The sequence below is a fragment of the Streptomyces sp. NPDC018263 genome (assembly GCF_055562575.1).
Map to the genome: position 1 here is coordinate 498,533 of NZ_JBVHFA010000001.1, position 20,880 is coordinate 519,412.

The 20,880-nt window shown below is 72.0% G+C and carries 22 protein-coding genes; 8 read left to right on the forward strand and 14 right to left on the reverse strand.

The window, feature by feature from the left end:
- Nucleotides 1-43 precede the first annotated feature (43 nt).
- The 7 genes from ACZ3HQ_RS02255 to ACZ3HQ_RS02285 all read right to left on the reverse strand — a co-directional run bounded on the left by ACZ3HQ_RS02255 (nt 44) and on the right by ACZ3HQ_RS02285 (nt 7,989).
- Nucleotides 44-1,639, reverse strand: a complete 1,596-nt coding sequence (locus tag ACZ3HQ_RS02255) for a dipeptide ABC transporter ATP-binding protein (protein WP_467507217.1) — start codon at nt 1,637-1,639, stop codon at nt 44-46.
- Entirely contained in the window at nt 1,636-2,634 is a 999-nt protein-coding gene (locus ACZ3HQ_RS02260) for an ABC transporter permease (RefSeq protein ID WP_467507219.1), read from the reverse strand. Before ACZ3HQ_RS02260 ends, ACZ3HQ_RS02255 begins: the two co-directional genes overlap by 4 nt.
- Nucleotides 2,631-3,626 (reverse strand): ABC transporter permease, encoded by a 996-nt coding sequence (locus ACZ3HQ_RS02265; protein ID WP_467507220.1) that lies wholly within the window; start codon nt 3,624-3,626, stop codon nt 2,631-2,633. The genes ACZ3HQ_RS02260 and ACZ3HQ_RS02265 overlap by 4 nt, the downstream gene beginning before the upstream one ends.
- A 4-nt stretch (nt 3,627-3,630) precedes the next feature.
- Nucleotides 3,631-5,343: an ABC transporter substrate-binding protein gene (locus ACZ3HQ_RS02270; protein WP_467507222.1), complete on the reverse strand. Its 1,713-nt coding sequence runs from the start codon at nt 5,341-5,343 to the stop codon at nt 3,631-3,633.
- 184 nt (nt 5,344-5,527) lie between these two features.
- A complete protein-coding gene (locus tag ACZ3HQ_RS02275) occupies nt 5,528-5,623 on the reverse strand; it encodes an Ms4533A family Cys-rich leader peptide (RefSeq protein ID WP_324608470.1) in 96 nt (31 codons plus the stop codon).
- Between the two features lie 69 nt (nt 5,624-5,692).
- Complete coding sequence (locus tag ACZ3HQ_RS02280; protein ID WP_467507223.1) at nt 5,693-6,943, reverse strand: DUF3152 domain-containing protein; 1,251 nt, start codon at nt 6,941-6,943, stop codon at nt 5,693-5,695.
- A 65-nt stretch (nt 6,944-7,008) separates the two neighbouring features.
- The gene (locus tag ACZ3HQ_RS02285; RefSeq protein ID WP_467507225.1) at nt 7,009-7,989 is read right to left on the reverse strand and encodes an alpha/beta fold hydrolase; all 981 of its coding nucleotides are present in this window, start codon (nt 7,987-7,989) and stop codon (nt 7,009-7,011) included.
- Between the two features lie 204 nt (nt 7,990-8,193).
- Here ACZ3HQ_RS02285 and ACZ3HQ_RS02290 point away from each other — a divergent pair, with 204 nt between their 5' ends.
- The 4 genes from ACZ3HQ_RS02290 (at nt 8,194) to ACZ3HQ_RS02305 (ending at nt 10,014) form a co-directional block, all read left to right on the forward strand.
- Complete coding sequence (locus ACZ3HQ_RS02290) at nt 8,194-8,421, forward strand: hypothetical protein (protein WP_467507227.1); 228 nt, start codon at nt 8,194-8,196, stop codon at nt 8,419-8,421.
- A gap of 144 nt (nt 8,422-8,565) precedes the next feature.
- A complete protein-coding gene (locus ACZ3HQ_RS02295; RefSeq protein WP_350898859.1) occupies nt 8,566-9,207 on the forward strand; it encodes a TetR/AcrR family transcriptional regulator in 642 nt (213 codons plus the stop codon).
- A 128-nt stretch (nt 9,208-9,335) separates the two neighbouring features.
- Nucleotides 9,336-9,563, forward strand: a complete 228-nt coding sequence (locus ACZ3HQ_RS02300; protein ID WP_030807269.1) for a DUF3107 domain-containing protein — start codon at nt 9,336-9,338, stop codon at nt 9,561-9,563.
- A gap of 181 nt (nt 9,564-9,744) precedes the next feature.
- Nucleotides 9,745-10,014: a hypothetical protein gene (locus ACZ3HQ_RS02305; RefSeq protein ID WP_467507229.1), complete on the forward strand. Its 270-nt coding sequence runs from the start codon at nt 9,745-9,747 to the stop codon at nt 10,012-10,014.
- Between the two features lie 17 nt (nt 10,015-10,031).
- On the opposite strand, the gene ACZ3HQ_RS02310 is transcribed toward ACZ3HQ_RS02305, so the two are convergent.
- A complete protein-coding gene (locus ACZ3HQ_RS02310; RefSeq protein ID WP_467507230.1) occupies nt 10,032-10,775 on the reverse strand; it encodes a ferritin-like fold-containing protein in 744 nt (247 codons plus the stop codon).
- Between the two features lie 473 nt (nt 10,776-11,248).
- Here ACZ3HQ_RS02310 and ACZ3HQ_RS02315 point away from each other — a divergent pair, with 473 nt between their 5' ends.
- Nucleotides 11,249-13,453 carry a DEAD/DEAH box helicase gene (locus ACZ3HQ_RS02315; protein ID WP_467507965.1) on the forward strand — a complete coding sequence of 735 codons (2,205 nt, stop codon included), beginning with the start codon at nt 11,249-11,251 and terminating at the stop codon, nt 13,451-13,453.
- A 56-nt stretch (nt 13,454-13,509) separates the two neighbouring features.
- Here ACZ3HQ_RS02315 and ACZ3HQ_RS02320 read toward each other — a convergent pair whose 3' ends face one another.
- Nucleotides 13,510-14,403: an NYN domain-containing protein gene (locus ACZ3HQ_RS02320; RefSeq protein WP_467507231.1), complete on the reverse strand. Its 894-nt coding sequence runs from the start codon at nt 14,401-14,403 to the stop codon at nt 13,510-13,512.
- 222 nt (nt 14,404-14,625) lie between these two features.
- On the opposite strand from ACZ3HQ_RS02320, the gene ACZ3HQ_RS02325 reads away from it, so the two are divergent.
- On the forward strand, nt 14,626-14,781 hold the full coding sequence (locus ACZ3HQ_RS02325) for a hypothetical protein (protein ID WP_086693633.1): 156 nt from the start codon (nt 14,626-14,628) through the stop codon (nt 14,779-14,781).
- A 43-nt stretch (nt 14,782-14,824) separates the two neighbouring features.
- Here ACZ3HQ_RS02325 and ACZ3HQ_RS02330 read toward each other — a convergent pair whose 3' ends face one another.
- From ACZ3HQ_RS02330 to ACZ3HQ_RS02345, 4 genes are all read right to left on the reverse strand, one after another.
- Nucleotides 14,825-15,430: a MarC family protein gene (locus ACZ3HQ_RS02330; RefSeq protein ID WP_467507233.1), complete on the reverse strand. Its 606-nt coding sequence runs from the start codon at nt 15,428-15,430 to the stop codon at nt 14,825-14,827.
- Between the two features lie 152 nt (nt 15,431-15,582).
- Nucleotides 15,583-16,440 carry a PHP domain-containing protein gene (locus tag ACZ3HQ_RS02335; protein WP_467507235.1) on the reverse strand — a complete coding sequence of 286 codons (858 nt, stop codon included), beginning with the start codon at nt 16,438-16,440 and terminating at the stop codon, nt 15,583-15,585.
- Between the two features lie 94 nt (nt 16,441-16,534).
- Entirely contained in the window at nt 16,535-17,182 is a 648-nt protein-coding gene (locus ACZ3HQ_RS02340; protein WP_467507237.1) for a DUF6758 family protein, read from the reverse strand.
- 132 nt (nt 17,183-17,314) lie between these two features.
- Nucleotides 17,315-17,908 (reverse strand): suppressor of fused domain protein, encoded by a 594-nt coding sequence (locus tag ACZ3HQ_RS02345; protein ID WP_467507238.1) that lies wholly within the window; start codon nt 17,906-17,908, stop codon nt 17,315-17,317.
- 459 nt (nt 17,909-18,367) lie between these two features.
- On the opposite strand from ACZ3HQ_RS02345, the gene ACZ3HQ_RS02350 reads away from it, so the two are divergent.
- A complete protein-coding gene (locus tag ACZ3HQ_RS02350) occupies nt 18,368-19,486 on the forward strand; it encodes a magnesium and cobalt transport protein CorA (protein WP_467507239.1) in 1,119 nt (372 codons plus the stop codon).
- A gap of 23 nt (nt 19,487-19,509) precedes the next feature.
- Nucleotides 19,510-20,040 (forward strand): hypothetical protein, encoded by a 531-nt coding sequence (locus ACZ3HQ_RS02355; protein WP_467507240.1) that lies wholly within the window; start codon nt 19,510-19,512, stop codon nt 20,038-20,040.
- Between the two features lie 52 nt (nt 20,041-20,092).
- Here the strand turns inward: ACZ3HQ_RS02355 and ACZ3HQ_RS02360 are convergent, their stop codons facing one another.
- Nucleotides 20,093-20,839, reverse strand: a complete 747-nt coding sequence (locus ACZ3HQ_RS02360; RefSeq protein WP_467507241.1) for a hypothetical protein — start codon at nt 20,837-20,839, stop codon at nt 20,093-20,095.
- Nucleotides 20,840-20,880 lie beyond the last annotated feature (41 nt).

The window sequence follows — 20,880 nt, forward strand, 5'->3', positions numbered from 1 at the left end:
GACACGCTAAGAGATCGCGTGGTGACGTTCCGCACGCGAAACGTTACGCCGGAGCGGGCTCCCGCCGGGCCGCCCGGCGCCGCGCGGCCACCTCCGGGTCCAGCGCCGGTACGGCGGCCAGGAGTTGGCGGGTGTACGGGTCGCGCGGGTGCTCGTACACCTCGTCCGCCGGGCCGGTCTCCACGACCTGCCCCCGGCGCATGACGGCGACCCGGTCGCTGACCTGGCGGACCACGGCGAGATCGTGCGCGATGAAGACCAGCGCGAGTCCGAGTTCGCGGCGCAACTCGTCCAGCAGCGCGACCACTTGAGCCTGTGTGGTGACGTCGAGCGCGGAGACCGGTTCGTCGCAGACGATGACGCGCGGGTCGGCGGCGAGGGCCCGCGCGATGCCGATGCGCTGGCGCTGGCCGCCGCTGAACTCGTGCGGGTAGCGGTCGTGGTGGGCCGCGTCCAGACCGACCCGCTCCAGCAGTCCGGTCACCCGCTCCCGTACGGCCTCGTCGTCCCTCTCCCCCTTTGCGCGCAGCGGATCGGCGATCGAATCGCCCACCGTGCGACGGGGATTGAGGGAGGACGCGGGGTCCTGGAACACCATCTGCACGGACGGGTCGACCCCGCGCCGCGCGCGTCCCTCGTACCGGACGGCGCCCGAGGTCGGCTCCAGCAGGCCGACGAGCATGCGGCCCAGGGTGGTCTTGCCGCTGCCGCTCTCCCCCACGATCCCGAGGGTCTCGCCCCGGCGCAGGGCCAGCGAGACGTCGTCCACGGCGGTGAACGCGCCACGCCCGCGCCCGAACTCCCTTCGCAGGCCGACCGCTTCGAGCACGGTCTCCCCCACCTCCTCGGCGGGCGCGGTACGGGGTGCGTCCACGCGCGGTACGGCGGCGAGGAGTTCACGGGTGTACGGCTGCTCCGGGGAGACCAACACCTGGCGTAGCGGCCCCTGTTCGACCGCGCGGCCGTGCCGCATCACCAGCACGTCGTCGGCGCTCTCGGCGGCGACGCCCACGTCGTGGGTGACGAGCAGCAGGCCGAGACCGTTCTCCAGGCGCAGGGTGTGCAGCAGGTCGAGGATCTGGGCCTGCACGGGGACGTCGAGCGCGGTGGTCGGCTCGTCCGCGATGAGCAGCTCGGGTTCGCACGCCAACGCCATGGCGATCAGCGCGCGTTGGCGCATGCCGCCGCTGAACTCGTGCGGCCGGGACCGGGAGCGCCGGGCGGCGTCCGGGATGCCGACCCGGTCCAGCACCTCGACGGCACGCGCGCGAGCGGCCCGCCGGGTGCCGCGGGTGTGGACGCGGTACACCTCGGCGATCTGGTCGCCCACCGCGTAGTACGGGTCGAGGGAGGACAGCGGGTCCTGGAACACCATGGCGGCCTTGGCCCCGCGCAGCCCGCGCAGTTCGGCGTCGGAGGCGGCGGTCACGTCGGTGCCGGCGACCAGGACCGAGCCGCCGACCCGTGCCCCGGTGTCCCGGTGCAGGCCCAGCAGGGCACCGGCGACGGTGGACTTGCCGGAGCCGGACTCCCCCACGAGGGCCAGCGCGGCCCCCTTCTCCAGCGTGAAGGAGAGTCCGTCCACGGCGCGCAGGGCGCCGAACTCGACGGTGAGATCGGTGACTTCGACCAGGCTCATGCGAGGACCACCCGGCGGTCGGCCAGCGCGTACAGGATGTCCGCGACGGCGTTGGCGATGACGACGAAGAAGGCGACGACCAGAACCATGCCGACGACCACGGGAAGGTCCACGACCTTCACCGCGTGCACCAGCTCCTGGCCGATGCCGGGCAGTCCGAACAGGGTCTCGGTGAGGACCGCGCCGCCGATGGCGGAGCCGACGTTGTTGGCGTTGAGGGCGATGACCGGGGCGAGCGCGCCGCGCAGGGCGTGCCGTCCGACGATCGCCCGCTCGCCGACGCCGTAGGCGCGGAAGGTGCGGATGTGGTCCTCGGCGAGGGTCTCCAGCATGGCCGAGCGGGTGAGCCGGGCGAACGCGGCCGCCTCGATCAGGGCCAGCGACAGCCAGGGCAGCAGCAGGTTCCACGCCCACTGCTCGGGGTCGTCGCCGAAGCGGACGTACTGCGGGAAGGGCAGGAGCCGGAGTTCGCCGCAGACCACGATCATCAGCACCAGCCCGAGCACGAACACGGGCGTGGCCCAGCCGGCCAGGGTCAGCACGGTGAGCACCCGCTCGGAGAGCCGGCCGCGCCGCCAGGCGGAGAGGACGCCGGTGCCGACGCCGATGACCAGCCAGAGCACCATCGCGCCGGCCACCAGCGAGAGGCTGACCGGCAGCTTGGCCAGCAGCAGGGTCATCACCTGCTGGTCGCTCTGGTAGGAGAGCCCGAGGCAGGGGGCGGCGCAGTGCTCGACCGAGGTGCCCGTGGAGTAGTCCTGGCCCGTGAACAGGCCCTGGAGGAAGTGGAAGTAGCGCAGGTACAGCGGGTCGTCGAGCCGGAGCTGGGCCGCGACCTGGTGCACCTGCTCCGGGGAGCAGCGCGGGCCGCAGGTGATCTGGGCGACGTTGCCGGGGGTGGCGTAGAAGACCACGTAGACGAGGACCGAGACGGCGAGCAGGGTGATGAGCGTGCCCGCCGCGCGGCGCAGCAGGAATCCGCCGAAGCCGTTCACGCGGCGTCCTCCTTCCGGGCGCGGCCGGTGCCGACGCGCAGCCGGGAGGCGGCACGGGGGTCGAGTGCGGTGCGTACGCCGTCGCCGAGGACGGTGAGGGCGAGCACGGTGATGAACAGGGCACCGGCTGGGAACAGCAGGTACTGCGGCGCGGCCTGGTACCAGACGTCGGCGGCGGTGATCATCTGTCCCCAGGAGGGCGTCGGTGGCTTGACCCCGACGCCGAGGAAGGACAGGGCGGCCTCGGCGGAGATGTTGGTGGGGACCAGCAGCGCGGCGTAGGTGATGACGGGCGCGGCGAGGCCGGGCAGCAGTTCGCGGCGGGCCACCCGCACGGCGCCCCATCCGCTGAGCCGGGCAGCGGCCACGTAGTCGAGCCCCTTGAGGGTGAGTGTCTGGGCGCGCACGATCTTGGCGACGTTGCCCCAGGCGATCAGCCCGATGACGAGGGCGACCAGCACCGGGCGGGGGAAGCTCGCGGGCACGATGGCGAGCAGCGCCAGCGCCATGATCATGAGCGGCAGCGCGACGATGATGTCGGTGATCCGGCTGAGGACCTGGTCCAGCCAGCGGCTGCCCGTGGCGGCGGCCACGCCGATGGTGACGCCGATGAGCACCTGGATGAGGGTGGCCGCGAAGGCGACGCCCAGCGAGACGCGGGCGCCCTCCACCAGCCGGGCGAACAGGTCGCGGCCGGTCTGCGGTTCGACCCCCAGCCAGTGCTCGGCGCTGATCCCGCCGAGCGACCCGATGGGCACGCCGCCGCGCGCGGAGTCGACGAGTCCGGGGTGGTACGTGGTGGGGTCCTGGCCCTCGATGGCGGTGAGGAGGGGTGCGGCGAGCGCGACCAGGACGAGGAGCGCGACGACGGCCGCGGCGACCAGGGCGGCCCGCTGCGCGCGCAGCCGCCGCCAGAACTGACGGGCCCCCGAGGCCGCCGGGGCGGTGACGTCCGCCCCGGCGGCCTCGACGGCGACGAGTGTTTCGCTCACCGGGTCACTTCACCGCGACCTGGGAGATGTCCAGCACGCCGGTCCAGTCGCTGATCACGATGTTCTTGACGTCCGAGCCGTACAGGCGCTTGTAGACGGGGTGGAACAGCGGGACCACGAGGGCCTGTCCGGCGATCTTCTTGTCCAGCGCGCCCCAGCGGGCGGCGGCCGCGTTCAGGTCGGTCAGCTTGTTGATGGCGTCGATCTCGGTGTTGACCGACTTGTCGTCGAGCAGGCCGGTGTTGAAGTTCGCGCCGTCCTTGACGATCTGGCGGCCGTCGAAGATCGGGGCGAGGAAGGGACCGCCGGAGGGCCAGTCGGCACCCCAGTGGGCGAGGAAGAAGCCGGGCTCGGTCTTGATGCTGTGGATCTTGTCCCGGTAGTCGTTGTCCTCAAGCCCCTGGAGCTTGACGGTGATCCCGGCCTTCTTCAGCGCGTCCTGGAGGGCGGTGGCGATCTCCGGGCTGGTCTCGAAGTCCTTGCTGTTGGAATGCGTGAGGGTGACGGTCAGCCCGTTCGGGTGCCCGGCCTCCTTCAGCAGCTCCTTCGCCTTGGCCGCGTTGCCGGAATTGCCCGCCGGGAACAGGTCGTGCGGGGTGTACCCGAAGGACTTCTGGTCGGGCAGGAAGGTGGTGGCCGGCTCGGCGAGCGCGGAACCGCCGGCCGCGTTGATCACCGAGGAGCGGTCGACGGCGTACGAGATCGCCTGGCGCACCTTGGGGTCGTCGAACGGCTTCACCTTCGGGTTGAAGGCGATGTAGTTGGTGTAGCCGAAGTGACCGGTGCCCACACGGGCGGCGAGGCCCTTGTCGCCGCTGACGCGGGCGAGTTCGGCCGGGCCGAGGTTGGTGTCGGTGGTGACGGCGGCCTTGTCGGCGCCCTGGGAGGCGGCGAGCCGCTGGTTGATGACGGAGGAGTCGAGCCCGGAGCGCACGTCGACCTTGTCCGGGTACGCCTTGCGCTCGTCGTCACCGCTCCAGTGCGGGTTGCGCTCCAGCAGCACGCGCTCGCCGTCGTTCTGGTTGCTGACCACCTTGTACGGGCCCGAGGACACCGGGTGCTGCTCGTACTTGGTGCCGGTGTCCTTGGCCTTCGGCACCGGCGCGAACTGCGTCTGGGTGGCGAGGAAGGGGAACTCGCCCTCGGGCTTGTTCAGATGGAAGACGATCGTGCGCGCGTCCGGCGTCGCGATCGCGGAGAGGCCCTTCTTGTCCTTGTACGGGCCCTGGTAGTCGGCGGCGCCGCTCAGCCAGTCCCGCAAGTAGGGTGCGCCGCCGGAGAGTTCGGGCGCGAAGGACCGCTCGATGCCGTACTTGATGTCGGCCGAGGTGATCGGCGTCCCGTCCTCGTACTTCAGCCCCTTCTTCAGGGTGTACGTCCACACGGTCGCGTCCTTGTTGGGGCGGCCGGTGTCGGTGGCGAGGTCGGGGACCACCTTGGCGCCCTCGGCGCCGTTCTCGCGGTTGCGCGTGGTGAGGGTGCGGAAGACCAGCGAGGGGACGTTGCCGCCGCCGGAGGTGTAGAGGCGGGCCGGGTCGAAGTCGGTCTGGGCCTCGGCGTTCAGCACGGTGAGGGTGCCGCCCTTGTGGGGCGTGGAGTCGCCACCGGCGCCCTTGGCATCGTTGTCCTCAGGGCCGCAGGCGGCGGCGCCCGCTGCCACGACCAGGCCGACGGATGCCGCTGCCACGCGGCGCACTATGACGGACGGTTGACGCATCGGAAATGACGACCTCTCGGGGGAACCCCCCGGATTGTCCGAGGGGTGAGACATGGGGACGAGGAATGAGACACCTGCGGACAGGTGCCGGCCCCGGCGTCAGTCGTCGAGAGATCCCGCGAGAAGGCTCACGGGCGGCAGGGAGAAAAGGGCACGCATCGACGCGGACGCCAGGAGGGCGGCGTCAGCGACAGTCGATGTCGGCCACGCAGAGGGCGGTCACACCGATGAGCGCCAGCTCGATGGCGGCGCTGCGGAAGACGGCGTGACGGGACCACATGCGCAGAAATATGAACGAACTTGCGACTCATGTCAATGTGACATGAGTGCGCCGCCGTTCACTCACGCCTCAACTCTTGGGGTACGGCCAGGCGTTGGGCAGGCAGTGGATTCCGTCGTGGTCGAGGAACTTGGTCTGCTGCTGCATCACCGGGGCGATCGCGCCGTCCTTCTGACAGGTGACGTGCCCGTGCCCGAGCCGGTGACCGACCTCGTGGTTGATCAGCATCTGGCGGTAGGAGTAGATCTTGGCGTCCCCGTAGGTGACGCTGCCCTGCGCCCAGCGGTACGCGTTGATCATCACGCGCTCGGTGGCCGCCGAGTCGCAGGAGACGTTGTCCTCGGTGGTGTCCAGGCCCGACTTGGCGCACCACTCGGCGGTGGTGCCGGGGCTGGCCAGGGTGATCACGAAGTCCGGCTTGCCGGTGGAGACCCGCTCGAAGGTGCGCTCCCCGCCGTGCGCCCAGCTCCGGTCGTCGTTGAGGGTGCGCTGCACGGCGTCGGCGAACAGCGCGCCGTCCAGGCCGAGCCCCTGCTCGACGTCGACCCGGTAGGTCATCTTCGGGCCCTTGCCGGGCGCCTTCGCCGAGCCGGGCACGGTGTCGAACCTGCCGGAACCCTTGAGGGTCGCCCCCAGGGGGTAGAGCCGGCCCATCTTCTGGGCGTACGTCAGCGGGACGGCGCTCGGCGCGCTGGAGGGCACGGCCTGGGCGGCGGGCGGCGGCGCGCCTCCGGCGGCCTGGGCCCGCGACTCGCCCTGGGCGCGGCCGTCGGCCACCTGCCCGGCGACGACGACCGCCAGCACGGTGGTCACGGCGGCGGCCGCGACCCCGGTGAAGGCCCGGCCCTTGCCGCCGTGCCGGACAGCCGCGGGCACGACCGCCGGAGGCGCGGCACCCTCACCCGGCGCGGCCCTCGGCCCGGGCACCTCGGCCCGCCGGGACGCCTGGGGTGGCGCAGTCTCGGCGAAGGCGTCCAGGTACTCGCGGCGGGGGCCGGTACCCGTGTCCACGGGCTCCGCGCGCCGCTGCCGGGGGAAGGGCGTCGGGGTGGCGCGCCGGTTCTCGAACTCCCCCCAGCCGCCGCCCTGTTCACGCTGCTCGGGGTGACCGCCCCGCGCGGACCCGAAGGCGCCCGGCGCCCGGTCGTCCGCGCGCCGGCCCGGCGGGACATGGCGTCCGGCTCCGCTGACGGTCGCGCCGGAGACACCCTGAGATCCGGCACCCCACGGCTCACCGCCCCGCGGACGCGGACGCGGGCGCGCGTCGAAGTCACCCGTCCCGGTGACGCCCTCGGTGCCCCCGGCCGCCGGGCCGGTCACCTCCCTGGCCGAGGCGTCCCCCTTGGGAGCCGGTCCTCGGCGACTGTGTCGTCCCACCCCTGCCCTCAGTTCTCCGCGTCCGTGGCGCCCGGTGCGGCGCTCTCCGCGAGTAGTTCGCGGAACGCCCTGGCCACCAGCTCCGGGTATTCCATCATCGCCACGTGCCCGGCGTCCGGCAGGGACAGCAGACGGGAGTCCCTGAAGGAGCGGGCGGCCTTGGCGGCCATACGGAAGCCGACGAGTTGGTCACGGCCACCGTAGACCAGCAGGGTCGGCGCGAGTACCCGCTCGGCCTGCCGCCACAGCCCCTGCTGCCCGCCCAGGGTGTAGGCGTCCACGATCCCGCGCGCGGAGCGGGTCATCGCGTCCCAGAAGTACGGCAGCCTCAGGCGCCGTTCCAGCTCCTCCACCGCGTACCCGAACGCCTCCGGCGTCACGGTCGTGGGATCGCCGTAACAGAGGGCCGTCACCCCGCGCACCCGCTGCTCGGCGGTCCACTCACGGGTGAACCGGTTGAACAGCGCGGCGACCCCGGGCACGCCCAGCAGGGCGGTGGGGACCGCACTGCGCTGGACGCGCAGCTCGGGCAGGGCGGGCGAGATGAGCGTCAGGGTGCGCACCAGGTCCGGCCGGACGGCGGCCACGCGGGTGGAGACGGCGCCGCCGAGCGAGTTGCCCAGCAGGTGGACCGGGCCGCGTCCGGCCGCGTCCAGGTGGCGGATGACCGCGCGGGCGTGGCCGGTGACGGAGTAGTCGCCGTCGTCCGGGGGCGGGGAGTCGCCGAAGCCCGGCAGGTCGACGGCCTCGGAGTCGACGGCCCCGTCCAACGCGGCCATCAGCAGGGACCAGTTCTGCGAGGAACCGCCGAGCCCGTGCACGAACAGCGCGGGTTCGAGACCCTCCCTCAGGGGCGGCCGGGACCGGACCGTGAGGGTGACCCCCGGCAGCCGCACCGACCTCATCCGCTCGCCCTCGCCCACCCTTACGGGTGCGACCCGAGGGAGCACGCTCGCGGCCGGCACGGAAGGTGACTCGGTCGAAGACATGCGGCAATGTTACGAGACGATCACACCGCAGCTCATGTGTTCGCCCTCACAGGGTGCGAGCACCGGCCCGGTACCGCCGACGGCGTGGCGTGGGCCTGGGGGGTCTCCTAGGCTCGTATGACAGCGCAGCCGCGGGGTACCCGCCCGAGCCAGAGGTACCGGAAGACGTCTTCCGGACGGAAGCTGGAAGAAAGGGAGGCCGTCATGGCCCACGACCCCACCGATCCGGACGAGATCGAGAGCCGCGACGACGACACCGCGTCCGGGATCGTCGATGTCGAGGCCGCCGAGCACGACGCCGCCGAGCAGCGCGCCCCCCTCACGGAGGAGCGGGACGAGCCGCTGACCGAGGTGGACCCGGACCGGGGCAGCGAGGGCGACCTCATCGAGCAGGCCCGCGTCGTGCGGACCGACGAGGAGGACTACCGCTGACCGGACGCGCACCGGGGCCGGGGCCACGGCTTTCGCCGTCGTCCGGTACGTGAAATTCTGCGCTCGCACCGCGCACGCCGGGGTTACCGAAAAGTACGATGGCCGCGCGGCCGACACCGCATGAGGACGACATTGGGAGGCGGCGTGACAGCCATCGAGCAAACAGAGGCAGCACGCCCGCGCGGCACCCGTCTGCCGCGCCGAGCCCGGCGCAACCAGTTGCTGGGCGCTGCCCAGGAGGTTTTCGTCGCCCAGGGCTATCACGCGGCCGCGATGGACGACATCGCCGAGCGCGCCGGAGTGAGCAAGCCGGTGCTCTACCAGCACTTCCCCGGCAAGCTGGACCTCTACCTCGCCCTGCTGGACCAGCACTGCGAGGCCCTGATCCAGGCCGTGCGCGCCGCGCTCGCCTCGACGACCGACAACAAGCAGCGCGTACGGGCGACCATGGACGCCTACTTCGCGTACATCGAGCACGACGGCGGCGCCTTCCGCCTGGTCTTCGAGTCGGACCTGACGAACGAGCCGGCCGTGCGCGAGCGGGTCGACAAGGTGACCAACGAGTGCGCGGAGGCGATCTGCGAGGTCATCGCGGAGGACACCGGCCTGTCCCGCGCGGAGTCGATGCTGCTGGCCTCCGGGCTCGGCGGGCTCGCCCAGGTGGTGGCGCGGTCCTGGCTGCACAGTGACCGCAGCGTGCCGCGCGACCAGGCGGTGCAGTTGCTCGCCTCGCTGGCGTGGCGCGGCATCGCCGGTTTCCCGCTGCACGGCACCGACCACCACTGACGCGCCGGTGAGGCGTGTTCGCTGATGGCGTTCCCGCCGGAAGCATGCGCGTCCCCTCACCGGGCTAATGTGTGCTGCGTACGGCGCGGCAGATCGCGCACATCACTGACCGTCGGAGGGACATAGCCGTGGAGGTCAAGATCGGCGTGCAGCACGCGCCCCGCGAGATCGTTCTGGAGAGCGGTCAGAGCGCCGAGGAGGTCGAGCGCGTCGTGGCCGACGCCCTGGCCGGCAAGTCGCCGCTGCTGAGCCTGGAGGACGAGCGCGGCCGCAAGGTCGTCGTCCCCGCGGACCGTCTGGCGTACGTCGAGATCGGCGCGCCGACCGCCCGCAAGGTCGGTTTCGGCACGCTCTAGGCGCGACACCCGTGAAGGGCCCGGTGGCACTCGCCACCGGGCCCTTTTCGCTGCGCCCGGGCGCAGCCGGCTCGCGCACGGCTCGCGCACACGGTGAGCCCAGGGGAGGATTGCAACGCGCAGGTCACGGGTATGTCGGGCTGTGACCGCATGAGCACGCAGACGTGGGAGGGACCCCTCGATGATCCTCGAAGTGCTCGGTTCGGCCGCGCTCGGACTCGTCCTCGCCTTCGCGGCGGCGCACCGCCTGCCGCACCGGCTGCCCACCCGCCCGCTGGTCTTCGCCACCGCGGTGGCGGGTGCGCTCTTCGGGGACTTCGTCACGCACAGCGCCCTCGGCCCGGCCCCGGTCCTGCTCACCCTGCTCGGCGCGGCCGTCATGGCCGCCGCGTCCCTGTCGCTGCTGTTGCGCCCGGCCGGGCGGCTCCGCCGGCGATCCGCGCCCGCGTAGCCGCCCCTGACGCCGGGTCAGGCCGCGAGGCCCAGCGCGGCCATCCGCTTGGTGTGGGCCTCGGTGATCCGGGTGAACATCCGGCCGACCTCCGCGAGGTCGAAACCGTCCGCGACCCCGCCGACCAGCATGGTGGACAGCGCGTCCCGGTCCGCGACGACCCGCTGCGACTGCGACAGCGCCTCGCCCATCAGCCGCCGCGCCCACAGCGCGAGCCGCCCGCCCACCCGCGGGTCGGCGTCGATGGCCGCGCGCACCTTCTCCACCGCGAACTCCGCGTGCCCGGTGTCGTCGAGGACGGCGAGGACGAGTTCCCGGGTGTCGGTGTCGAGGCGGGCCGCGACCTCGCGGTAGAAGTCACTGGCGATCGAGTCGCCGACGTACGCCTTGACCAGGCCCTCCAGCCAGTCCGAGGGCGCCGTCTGCTTGTGGAAGCTCTCCAGCGCGGCGACGAAGGGGTCCATCGCGGCGGTGGGCTCGGCACCGATCCCGGTCAGCCGGTCGCGCAGCCGCTCGAAGTGGTGGAACTCCGCCGAGGCCATCTTGGCCAGCTCCGCCTTGTCCGCGAGGGTCGGCGCCAGCTTGGCGTCCTCCGCGAGGCGCTCGAACGCGGCCAGCTCGCCGTACGCGAGCGCGCCGAGCAGGTCCACGACGGCGGCGCGGTACTGCGGGTCCGCCGCGGCCGTCGCCCAGTCCTGGGCGGCGACACCGGTGGCGGCGCCCGCGTTCTCGGGGTTCTCAGGCTTGTCAGAGCTAGTCATGAGGCGCACAATAGCCCGCTCGACCCGTCCCGGAAGCCCCTGGTCAACCACTGTGACCACGACTACGTGACCAATTCGGCCATCGCGTGTGCGGCAATCCGGGGTATGGTGGTATTGCGCCTGCTGAGTGCGCCGACGCTGTTCGGTGCGCTCGGCGCCCTGTGGCAGTGGCGCACGTATGAGGATGCCCGGTCGGTGGCCCGATCGGCTCCGACCTGACAGCCCTCCTGGGCCGTACGGCACCGCGCGTACGGCGAGCGGAGGGACATCCTTAGCGGTTCGAGCGCTAGAGCGTCGGCAGAGGTCCCGTGTCTTACGGCTTGCCCCGGTTGGTTCGCCCGTACGGCGGCCGACGTGCCCGGCACGGTCAGACATGATCCCCGCGCTCGCCTCGCGCCGCACACACAAGAAGAGGCAAAACCCTGACTACGACATTTCGTGACCTCGGCATTCTTTCCGAGACCGCCGAGGCCCTGGAAGCCGTCGGCATCATCAATCCCTTCCCCATCCAGGAGCTGACGCTCCCGGTCGCCCTCTCGGGCAACGACGTCATCGGGCAGGCCAAGACCGGTACGGGCAAGACCCTCGGTTTCGGCCTCCCCCTGCTGGAGCGCGTCGTCGTCCCCGCCGACGTCGAGGCCGGCCGCGCCGCCCCGGAGGCGCTGACCAGCGCCCCGCAGGCGCTCATCGTCGTGCCCACCCGCGAGCTGTGCACCCAGGTCACCAACGACCTGCTGACCGCCGGCAAGGTGCGCAACGTGCGCGTCCTCGCCATCTACGGCGGCCGTGCCTACGAGCCGCAGGTCGAGGCCCTCAACAAGGGCGTCGACGTCGTCGTCGGCACCCCCGGCCGGCTGCTGGACCTCGCGGGCCAGAAGAAGCTGGACCTCAGCCACGTCAAGTGCCTGGTGCTGGACGAGGCCGACGAGATGCTCGACCTGGGCTTCCTGCCCGACGTCGAGAAGATCGTCAACATGCTGCCGGCCAAGCGCCAGACCATGCTGTTCTCGGCCACCATGCCGGGCGCGGTCATCGGTCTCGCCCGCCGCTACATGTCCCGCCCCACGCACATCCGCGCCACCGCGCCGGACGACGAGGGCGCGACGGTCGCCAACATCAAGCAGTTCGTCTACCGCGGCCACTCCATGGACAAGCCGGAGATGATCGCGCGCATACTGCAGGCCGAGGGCCGCGGTCTGGCGATGATCTTCTGCCGTACCAAGCGCACCGCCGCCGACATCGCCGAGCAGCTCCAGCGCAGGGGCTTCGCCTCCGGCGCGGTCCACGGCGACCTCGGCCAGGGCGCCCGCGAGCAGGCGCTGCGCGCCTTCCGCAACGGCAAGGTCGACGTGCTGGTCTGCACCGACGTGGCCGCGCGCGGCATCGACGTCAGCGGCGTGACCCACGTCATCAACTACCAGTCCCCCGAGGACGAGAAGACCTACCTGCACCGCGTCGGCCGCACCGGCCGCGCCGGCAACAAGGGCACGGCCGTCACGTTCGTCGACTGGGACGACATCCCGCGCTGGCAGCTCATCAACAAGGCGCTGGAGCTGGACTTCAACGAGCCGGTGGAGACGTACTCGACGTCCCCGCACCTCTTCTCCGACCTCGACATCCCGGCCGGCACCAAGGGTGTCCTGCCGCGCTCGGAGCGCACGCGCGCCGGGCTCGAAGCGGAGATGGTGGAGGACCTCGGCGAGACCGGCGGCCGCGGTGCACGCGGTGGCGGCGGCCGTTCCGGCCGTGGCGGGCGTCCCGAGGCCGCGCCGGAGCGGGAGCGCACCGAGCGGGCCGAGCGGGGCGAGCGCACTCCGCGTCGTCGCCGTCGCATGCGCGGCGGTGCCCCGGTGGAGGCCGGTGCCGCTCCGGCGGAGACCGTGTCCGCCGAGGAGCCGCAGGCTCCCCGCACCCCGCGCCGCCGTCGCCGTACGCGCGCCGGGGCGTCGGGCGAGGCGGCTGCCGCCCCCGCCGTCGTGGAGACGGTGGTGACGCCGGAGGCCGTGGCCGTGGTCCAGGAGACCGAGGCGCTGGAGGCTCCGGCCCAGCCGCGTCGCCGCACCCGCAAGCGTGCGGAGGCGGCTCCCGTGGCCGAGGCCGTCGTCGAGGCGCCGGTCGTGGAGGCGGTCCCCGAGGCCGCCGTGGCCGAGGCTCCGAAGCAGCCGCGTCGCCGGACGCGCAAGGCAGTGGAGGCGGCTCCCGAGGCCGTCGCGGAGGCGCCGGTCGCGGAGGCGCCGAAGCGCCGTACCCGTAAGGCGGCTGCCGCTCCCGAGGCGGTCGTGGACGCGGTCGAGGCCCCCGAGGCCGAGACCAAGCCCCGCCGTACGCGGAAGACCGCCGTTGCCAAGGCCGTCGAGACGGCCGAGGTCGCCGAGGTCGTGGAGACCAAGCCGCGCCGCACCCGCAAGGCCGCCGCCGCCAAGACCACCGCGATGGAGCCGGTCGAGGCCCCCGAGGCCGAGGCCAAGCCCCGCCGTACCCGTAAGACGGCCGCTGCCAAGGCGGCCGAGACGGCCGAGGTCGCGGAAGTCACGGAGACCAAGCCGCGCCGGACGCGCAAGACCGCCGCCGCCAAGGCCGTCGCGACGGAGATCCCGGCGCAGGCGTCCGAGGAGCCGGAGGCCAAGCCGCGCCGCCGTACCCGCAAGGTCGCGGCCGTGGAGCCCACCGAGGCGTAAGCGGCACCCGGAAAGGCCCGGCTCCCTCTCAGAGAGGGAGCCGGGCCTTTCCGCTGTCAGTACTGCGTCTGCAGGTGCTCCCAGAAGCCGTCGCGCAGGGACCGGCGCAGGTCGGCCTGGCCGCGCAGGGAGTACTGGAGCAGCCCCTCCGCCTCCACCAGGAGGTCCTGGTCGACCGAGCCGGGCAGGTACGGGTGGCCGGGGAGAAGTTCCATCAGGCTGTCCCGGCCGCGCGAGGCCAGCCACTTCGCCGCGATCTGGGCGCCGACGAAGCGCACGTCCTCACGGGTCGGCCGGTTGCCCGTGGCCTCGTAGGCGGCGGACGTGCGGCGGGAGACGTACGGCTTGCAGAACTCCAGGTCGAAGGTGCGCTGGCTGTCGACCTCCCACAGCAGCGGCTCGGCCTGGTTGCGCCCCTCGGGTGCCTCGATGCCCCACAGATGGACCCGCGCGCCGTACCCCTGCGCCGCCTCGACCGCCGAGACCAGGTCCTCGTCGCCGCCGAGGAGCGCCGCGTCGCTGATGGCGCGGTGCCGGGCGAGGGACTCCAGGTCGGTGCGGATCAGGGAGTCGACGCCCTTCTGCTGGTTGTGGGCGTTGAGGTTGCCCAGGCGCACCTTGACATCGGGCAGCTCGGCGATCGACTGCTGCTCGGCGGTGTGGATGCGGCGCCGGGCGCCGTCGTACCAGTACACGCGCAGCAGGCGGCTGTCGGCGAAGATCGAGCGGGCCTTGTCGATGAGCGCGTCGATGACACCCTCGGCGTCCAGGTCGAAGGCGCGGCGGTCCTCGGTGCCGGCCACCAGCCGTCCGGCGGCCGCGTAGAGATAGCCCGCGTCCACGAAGATCGCGTGGGTGGAGGGTGTTTTCGCCACCTCGGCGAGCATGCGTTGCAGCAGTTCGTTGGTGTGGTCGATGCGGGCACCCAGAGCCGCCAGGTCGTCGTTCATCGGGTCCATTGTCCCGGCCGTCACGCTGCGAACACAACCGGTCCCCGTCAGTCCCGTCGAGAGGTCTTTTTACCGGACAGTAATTAGCCCGTGAAAAAATTTCCTTAGCGTAGGGAATGTTTGCGGTGGGCCGGTCGTTGTCTACACATGTGACACCGCGACAACACGTCGCACACCAGTAGTTCTCCACTGGAGGATGACCAGACGAAGGGAGAAGCCTTCATGCGCTTCGAAATCATGCGACTCGACGAGGTCGACGGCTCGACCGTGGACAGCACCGTCGTGGACGCCGCCTCCGTCAACCGGATCGTGCAACAGGCGGCCGCCATCGGCCAGCGCCTGTGGATCCGCCCCGCTGAAGGCTGCCCGGCCTCGTAGGGCGCACGACACTCAAGCCTTCCGGGGAAGCCGAGGCCGAGTCTCAGCTTCCCCGGATCACCTGAGTGACTCCGTTGATGATCTGCTGCACGGCGATCGCGGAGAGCATCATGCCCGCGAGCCGTGTCACCAGGACGACACCGCCGTCCTTGATGACCTTGATGACCAGCAGCGAGTAACGCATCACCAGCCACAGCACGACATGGATGGCGATGATCGCCGCCCACACCGAGACCTGCGTGGCCACACTTCCGGCCTTCTGTACGGCCAGGATCACCGAGACGATCGCGCCGGGCCCGGCGAGCAGCGGCATGCCCAGCGGGACCAGGGCGACATTGACGTCCTTGGTCTGCTTGGGCTCGTCGGTCTTGCCGGTGAGCAGATCGAGCGCGATCAGCAGGAGCAGCAGTCCGCCCGCGATCATCAGCGCCGGGACCGAGACGTGCAGGTAGTCGAGGATCTGGTGGCCGAGGACGCCGAAGACGGCGATGACTCCGCCCGCCACACAGACGGCCTGGAAGGCCATCCGCTTCTGGACCTTTGCGGGCCGCCCCGCGGTGAGGGCGAGGAAGATCGGGGTGATCCCCGGCGGGTCCATGATGACGAAGAGGGTCAGGAACAGGGAGCCGAAGACGGCGAGGTCGAACATCGTGTGCCTTGCATGATGGAGCCACCGCCGCACGACGCCCTGAGCCCCTCAAGGGCAGCAAGCGGGCGCGCACGGCGGACGTGCGGGTGATCGGGTGAGGGAGAAGCAGCAGGGTGGCGCTGCGGGGCGACGGCCCCGCCCGCGCCGGGGGCTCAGGCCCCGCCGGTCCCCGGTACGGGGAACGCGCCGGTCGCCCGGCGGATGATCTCGCCGTAGACCTCGGGGTCGGTGGTGTTCTCGCCGAGCGCGACGGTCTTGCGGGTGCCGTGGTAGTCCGAGGAGCCCGTGACCAGCAGGTCCAGATCCTTCGCGAGGCCGCGCAGCCGGGTCCTGGTGGCCTGGTCGTGCTCGGTGTGGTCGGCCTCGACACCGTCGAGCCCGGCGGCGGCCATCGCGGCGATCGCCTCCGGCGGCACCGTGCGGCCGCGCTTGGCGGCGGCCGGGTGGGCGAGGACGGTCACACCGCCCGCGCTCTTCACCAGCCGGATCGCCTCCAGCGGATCGGTCTCGTGCTTGTCGACGAAGGCGCGCCCGCCGTCGGCCAGCCACTCGGCCGTGAACGCGTCGCTCACGGTCGGGACGACACCCAGCTCCACCAGCGCGGACGCGAGATGCGGGCGGCCCACCGTGCCCCCGGCGGCGATCCGCTCGACCTGCTCCCAGGTGACCGGTACGCCGAGCGCGTTCAGCTTGGCGATCATCGCGTGGGCGCGCGGCACCCGGTCGTCCCGGACCAGCTCGCGCTCGGCGAGCAGGGCGGGCTCCTCGGGGTCGAAGAGGTAGGCCAGCAGATGCAGGGAGACGCCGTCGATCCGGCAGGAGAGTTCGGCGCCGGTGACCAGGGTGAGCCCCTCGGGAAGGGCGGCCTCGGCTTCGGCGTGCCCCCGGGTGGTGTCGTGGTCGGTCAGCGCGACCACGTCCAGTCCGGCTCCGGCGGCCGCGCGCATCAGCTCGGCCGGGGTGTCCGTACCGTCGGAGGCGGTGGAGTGGCAGTGCAGGTCGATGCGCACGGCTGCTCCAGACGGCTCGACGGGACGGTGAGGACACCTAAGGATAGCCGCGCCGACGGCATGCCCTGTCACCCCCGCTCCCCGGAGGCGCCCCCTACAGGTCGGGCCGCATCAGCCGGGGGGACAGCGCCCCGCAGGGCACCAGGTCCACCTCGGGGCCAGCGTCCCGCAGGTCGGTCAGCACCAGCTCGTCGTACATCAGCAGGCCGGACTGCGCGGGCCAGGTGACCGCCCACAGCCAGACGCCGAGCGCCTCGCCGGCGAAGACGGCGCGGTCGTCCGGGACGCCGTCGACGTGCCAGAGCGGGGTGGGACGGCCGGCCGCGAGCACCTTGGCCTGCGGGGGCTTCTCCACGTCCAGGTAGGGGCCGGGGTCGGGGCCGTCGAGGCCCGCGTACCGGGCGCCGAGGCCGACGCCCAGCTCCTCGGCGACGAGGATCAGCTCGCCCGGACCGCCGAGCGGGCCGGGACCGGAGCAGGCCACGACGGTGGCGCGGCCGCCGCCGGGGGCGTCACCGGCGTAGGCGACGCCGGTGAACAGCCAGCCGACCGGCAGCGGCCACGGCATCCACAGCGGGACATGGGTGCGCTGCACCACGGCGGTGAGCGCCTCGACGCTGGGCGGGATCACGGGTTGCAGCGGGTACACCGCGCCGTGCGCGTCGCACTGCCACGTATCGGCGAATAGGCCGGGAGCCCGGACCCGGCCACCACACCTCGGGCAACTGGGTTCGCCCCTCATAGAGCCCCACGGTCCTACCCCGGCCGCCGCACGTCAAGGATGATCACCCGTACGGCCCCGGCGCGATTGCGGGGTGCGGCCAACACCGCCCCATCGCACGGCACTTGGTGAGCTTGCTCACCCCGGCCCCGCTCAGGCCCCGGCCTCCAGCGGGACCGAGGCGCGGTTCGGGTCGCGCAGATCCGTGCCGTGGGTCAGCCACCGCTCCTGCAGCGCCCCCGCGCCGTGCACCCGCTTCCACGCGGCCTCGTTCGGCGTCATCGGCAGCAGCGGCAGGAAGCGCACCGGGTCCAGCGGGGCGTCCAGCTCCAGGTCCTCCACCAGCCCGCCCGGCTCCCCCACCAGGACCGAGGTGAAGGGCGCGCCGGGCCACAGCGGCTCCCCCACGTCCAGCGAGGCACCGGGTGCCACGATGACGCCCTCGACCTGCGGCGACGCGGCGAGCACGGCGAGCGGACGGAGCACGGGGCCGGTGTCGACCACACCGGCCCGGACCGAGAGGACCAGCTCGGCACGCGGCCCCTCAATGGGGTCGGCGACCATGGCCGTGGGGTCGCTCATGGGGTGCGCCGACATGCCCAGCGTGGCGTAGCGGACCACGTCCCCCTCCTGGAAGCGCAGCACCTCGATGCGGTCGGCGCCGAGGAAGGTGACCGAGGCGCGCGCGTCCGGTTCACCGAGCGCCGAGTTCAGCCGCGCCTCTACCAGAGGAAGAACATCAACCATGCGGTGAGCATAGAACTCGTCAGCGGCAGGCAAAGCTGCGCCTTGACACGATGGGCTGCTGCTACGCTGAGCCGGTGGTTCGGGGCCGCGTGCACATGCTCGCCGTCGAGTCCCCGACGCCGATGAGACTCCCTTACGAGGGACCGGCCGGAGGAGGTGGGGCTGTCATGGATCGAAGTCGACCGTGCAGTACCACTCGTTCTTCCGGCTGTTGATGTCATTCCTGGCTGACCGCCACCTTTTCGTTCGCTTCGCCGTCCGGAAGAGCACTTCGTTTCGCTTTGCCTGATCTGCCTGATCTGACTCAGTCCTGCATCAGTAGCGAAGTCGCCACCGCGACGGTGCGGTGCTCCCCGCTTTGTGGACGTGCCAAACGCATGCAGTCCGAACGTCCCCATTCCGGGTAGTTCCACCCGTCGCAGGCGCACTTTCGTTGCCCGCCCGCGAAGGAGCCTGCCCATGTCGATGATCCGCGACCTGCGAGCCGTGGTCCGACCGTCCAGCCGCCCGGTCCCGCCCAAGGAGGCGGCCGCTCCCTTCGAACCCGACACCACCACGTCCTCGGCCGTGGTCGACTGCGCCGTCTACCGCGACGGCGCCCGGGTGGAGAGCGGACGGCCCCTCAGCCCGCAGGAGGCGATGCGCGAGGCGCGCCGGGACGGCGGCTTCGTCTGGATCGGCCTGCACGAGCCGACCGAGGCCGAGTTCGCCGGTATCGCCAGCGCCTTCGGACTGCACCCGCTGGCCGTGGAGGACGCCGTCCAGGCCCACCAGCGCCCGAAGCTGGAGCGGTACGACGACTCGCTGTTCACCGTGTTCAAGACCGTCCACTACGTCGAGCACGACCAGCTCACCGCCAACAGCGAGGTCATCGACACCGGTGAGGTCATGTGCTTCACCGGCCGGGACTTCTTCATCACCGTCCGGCACGGCGGCCAGGGCTCGCTCCGGGCACTGCGTCACCGGCTCCAGGAGGACCCCGAGCTGCTCGCCAAGGGCCCCTCGGCGGTGCTGCACGCCATCGCCGACCATGTGGTGGACGGCTACATCGCGGTCGCGGACTCGGTGCAGGACGACATCGACGAGGTGGAGACGGAGGTCTTCTCCCCCGGCCGCAACGGCGGTGTCTCGCGCGGTGTCGACTCGGCCCGGATCTACCAGCTCAAGCGCGAGGTACTGGAGTTCAAGCGCGCGGTCGCCCCGCTGCAGCGCCCGATGCAGTTGCTGAGCGAGCGGCCGATGCGGCTGGTCGACCCGGACATCCAGAAGTACTTCCGCGACGTCGCCGACCACGTGGCGCGGGTGCACGAGCAGGTCATGGGCTTCGACGAGCTGCTGAACTCGATCCTCCAGGCCAACCTGGCGCAGGCGTCCGTCGCGCAGAACGAGGACATGCGCAAGATCACCGCCTGGGCCGCGATCATCGCCGTGCCCACCATGGTGTGCGGGGTCTACGGCATGAACTTCGACCACATGCCCGAGCTGCACTGGAAGTACGGCTACCCGGTGATCATGTGCGTCACGGTCGCCCTGTGTCTGGGCATCCACCGCACGCTGAAGCGCAACGGCTGGCTCTGAGCACTCCTGGATAGGCTGGGCGCATGACCAGCGAGCCGCCCGCCCAGGCCCTTTTCGACCAGGCCCTCATCGAGGAGGCCACCAAGAAGTCCGGCCTGATCTGGGTCCGGGGCGCGGGAGCGCCCGCCGCGCGCCCGCTCTGGCACGTCTGGCATGAGGGCGCGGCCCTGCTGGTCGGTGACGGTCCCGGCGAGCAGCCGCTGCCCTCTCTCGCCGACGGCGGCGCGGCCGAGGTCGCGGTGCGCAGCAAGGACAAGGGCGGCCGGCTGGTCACCTGGCGGGCGACCGCGTACCGGCTGGACCCCGCCTCGCCCGAATGGGAGGCGGCGGTAGCGGAGTTGAAGGGCAAGCGGCTCAACGCCCCCGGCGCCGAGGAGATCCCGGCCCGCTGGGCCCGCGACTGCACGGTGCTGCGTCTGGTCCCCACCGGCCAGGTGGAGCCGCCGCCCACCGGCAGCCTGGCCGAGCCCCCGCTGCCCACCCCGGCCACCACCCGCGTCCCGGTACCGCCCGCGCTGCCCAGGCTGCTGGCCCGGCGGCGCAAGCGGGGCTAGGGCGTGTCTCGTGGGTCAGGCCGGCGACAAGACACCCCCAGGCCGACAGGCTTCAGGAGTCGGGGAGTTGGCGGCCGTAGTCGACCGTCTCGGACTTGGCGGGCTCGGCGGCGGGGAAGTCCTTGCCCCACTCGGAGAAGGTGAGCGTCCCGGCGCCGCCGCCGCGCACCAGGCGCAGCGGGTAGGGCTTGCCCTCCAGGGAGACGTCGAGGGTGCCGCCGGGGCCGCCGTCGCCGGTGACCCGGATCGTGCGGGTGCCGGCCTGGGTGTGGTGGCCGGCCGTGGCGAGCTTGCCGTGCAGGGTGAGCAGCGCGGGCAGCAGCACGTCCTTCTCGGTGAAGCCGCTGAACTTCCGGTACGCCGGGTCCTTCTGGGGGACCTTCACGTACTTGCCGTCCAGCTTGCCCGCGGCGGAGGTGTCCCCGCCGTGGTTCCAGAAGGCGGCGTCGGCCTTGACGTACAGCTCGTCGCCGACGCGCAGCAGTTGGAAGGTGGAGCCCTTGGAGGTGACCGAGCCGCTGCCGCCGCCGGACTTCAGCCGCATGTCCAGCTTGAAGGCGACCCCGCCGGTGACGACCGTCCCGGCCAGGTGCACCGCCGGTGCCGCGTCGGCCGCCGCCCGGCTCTTGGTCTGGATCTTCTGCGCGGGCAGCCGGCCCACCCCGTTGGTCCCGGCGTCCGGGTCCTCCTCGCCGCATCCCGTCAGCATCGTCAGCGCCGACACGGCCAGCACGCACAGCGCGGCCACCCGCGCGGTCCGCGCCACTCTCCAGGTGTGGGCCTGGAAAATCGCAGTCACAGGTGGGGCTGCCTCTCTGCCGGTGCCGAATGGGCGTACGG

Bases quoted from the DNA above. Each gene is read 5' to 3' on its own strand.
- ACZ3HQ_RS02345 (WP_467507238.1), bottom strand. From the start codon at position 17,908: ATGGTTGATGTTCTTCCTCTGGTAGAGGCGCGGCTGAACTCGGCGCTC.
- ACZ3HQ_RS02305 (WP_467507229.1), top strand. From the start codon at position 9,745: ATGATCCTCGAAGTGCTCGGTTCGGCCGCGCTCGGACTCGTCCTCGCC.
- ACZ3HQ_RS02285 (WP_467507225.1), bottom strand. From the start codon at position 7,989: ATGTCTTCGACCGAGTCACCTTCCGTGCCGGCCGCGAGCGTGCTCCCT.
- ACZ3HQ_RS02290 (WP_467507227.1), top strand. From the start codon at position 8,194: ATGGCCCACGACCCCACCGATCCGGACGAGATCGAGAGCCGCGACGAC.
- ACZ3HQ_RS02270 (WP_467507222.1), bottom strand. From the start codon at position 5,343: ATGCGTCAACCGTCCGTCATAGTGCGCCGCGTGGCAGCGGCATCCGTC.
- ACZ3HQ_RS02320 (WP_467507231.1), bottom strand. From the start codon at position 14,403: ATGAACGACGACCTGGCGGCTCTGGGTGCCCGCATCGACCACACCAAC.
- ACZ3HQ_RS02355 (WP_467507240.1), top strand. From the start codon at position 19,510: ATGACCAGCGAGCCGCCCGCCCAGGCCCTTTTCGACCAGGCCCTCATC.
- ACZ3HQ_RS02275 (WP_324608470.1), bottom strand. From the start codon at position 5,623: ATGTGGTCCCGTCACGCCGTCTTCCGCAGCGCCGCCATCGAGCTGGCG.
- ACZ3HQ_RS02340 (WP_467507237.1), bottom strand. From the start codon at position 17,182: ATGAGGGGCGAACCCAGTTGCCCGAGGTGTGGTGGCCGGGTCCGGGCT.
- ACZ3HQ_RS02330 (WP_467507233.1), bottom strand. From the start codon at position 15,430: ATGTTCGACCTCGCCGTCTTCGGCTCCCTGTTCCTGACCCTCTTCGTC.
- ACZ3HQ_RS02255 (WP_467507217.1), bottom strand. From the start codon at position 1,639: ATGAGCCTGGTCGAAGTCACCGATCTCACCGTCGAGTTCGGCGCCCTG.
- ACZ3HQ_RS02325 (WP_086693633.1), top strand. From the start codon at position 14,626: ATGCGCTTCGAAATCATGCGACTCGACGAGGTCGACGGCTCGACCGTG.
- ACZ3HQ_RS02350 (WP_467507239.1), top strand. From the start codon at position 18,368: ATGTCGATGATCCGCGACCTGCGAGCCGTGGTCCGACCGTCCAGCCGC.
- ACZ3HQ_RS02310 (WP_467507230.1), bottom strand. From the start codon at position 10,775: ATGACTAGCTCTGACAAGCCTGAGAACCCCGAGAACGCGGGCGCCGCC.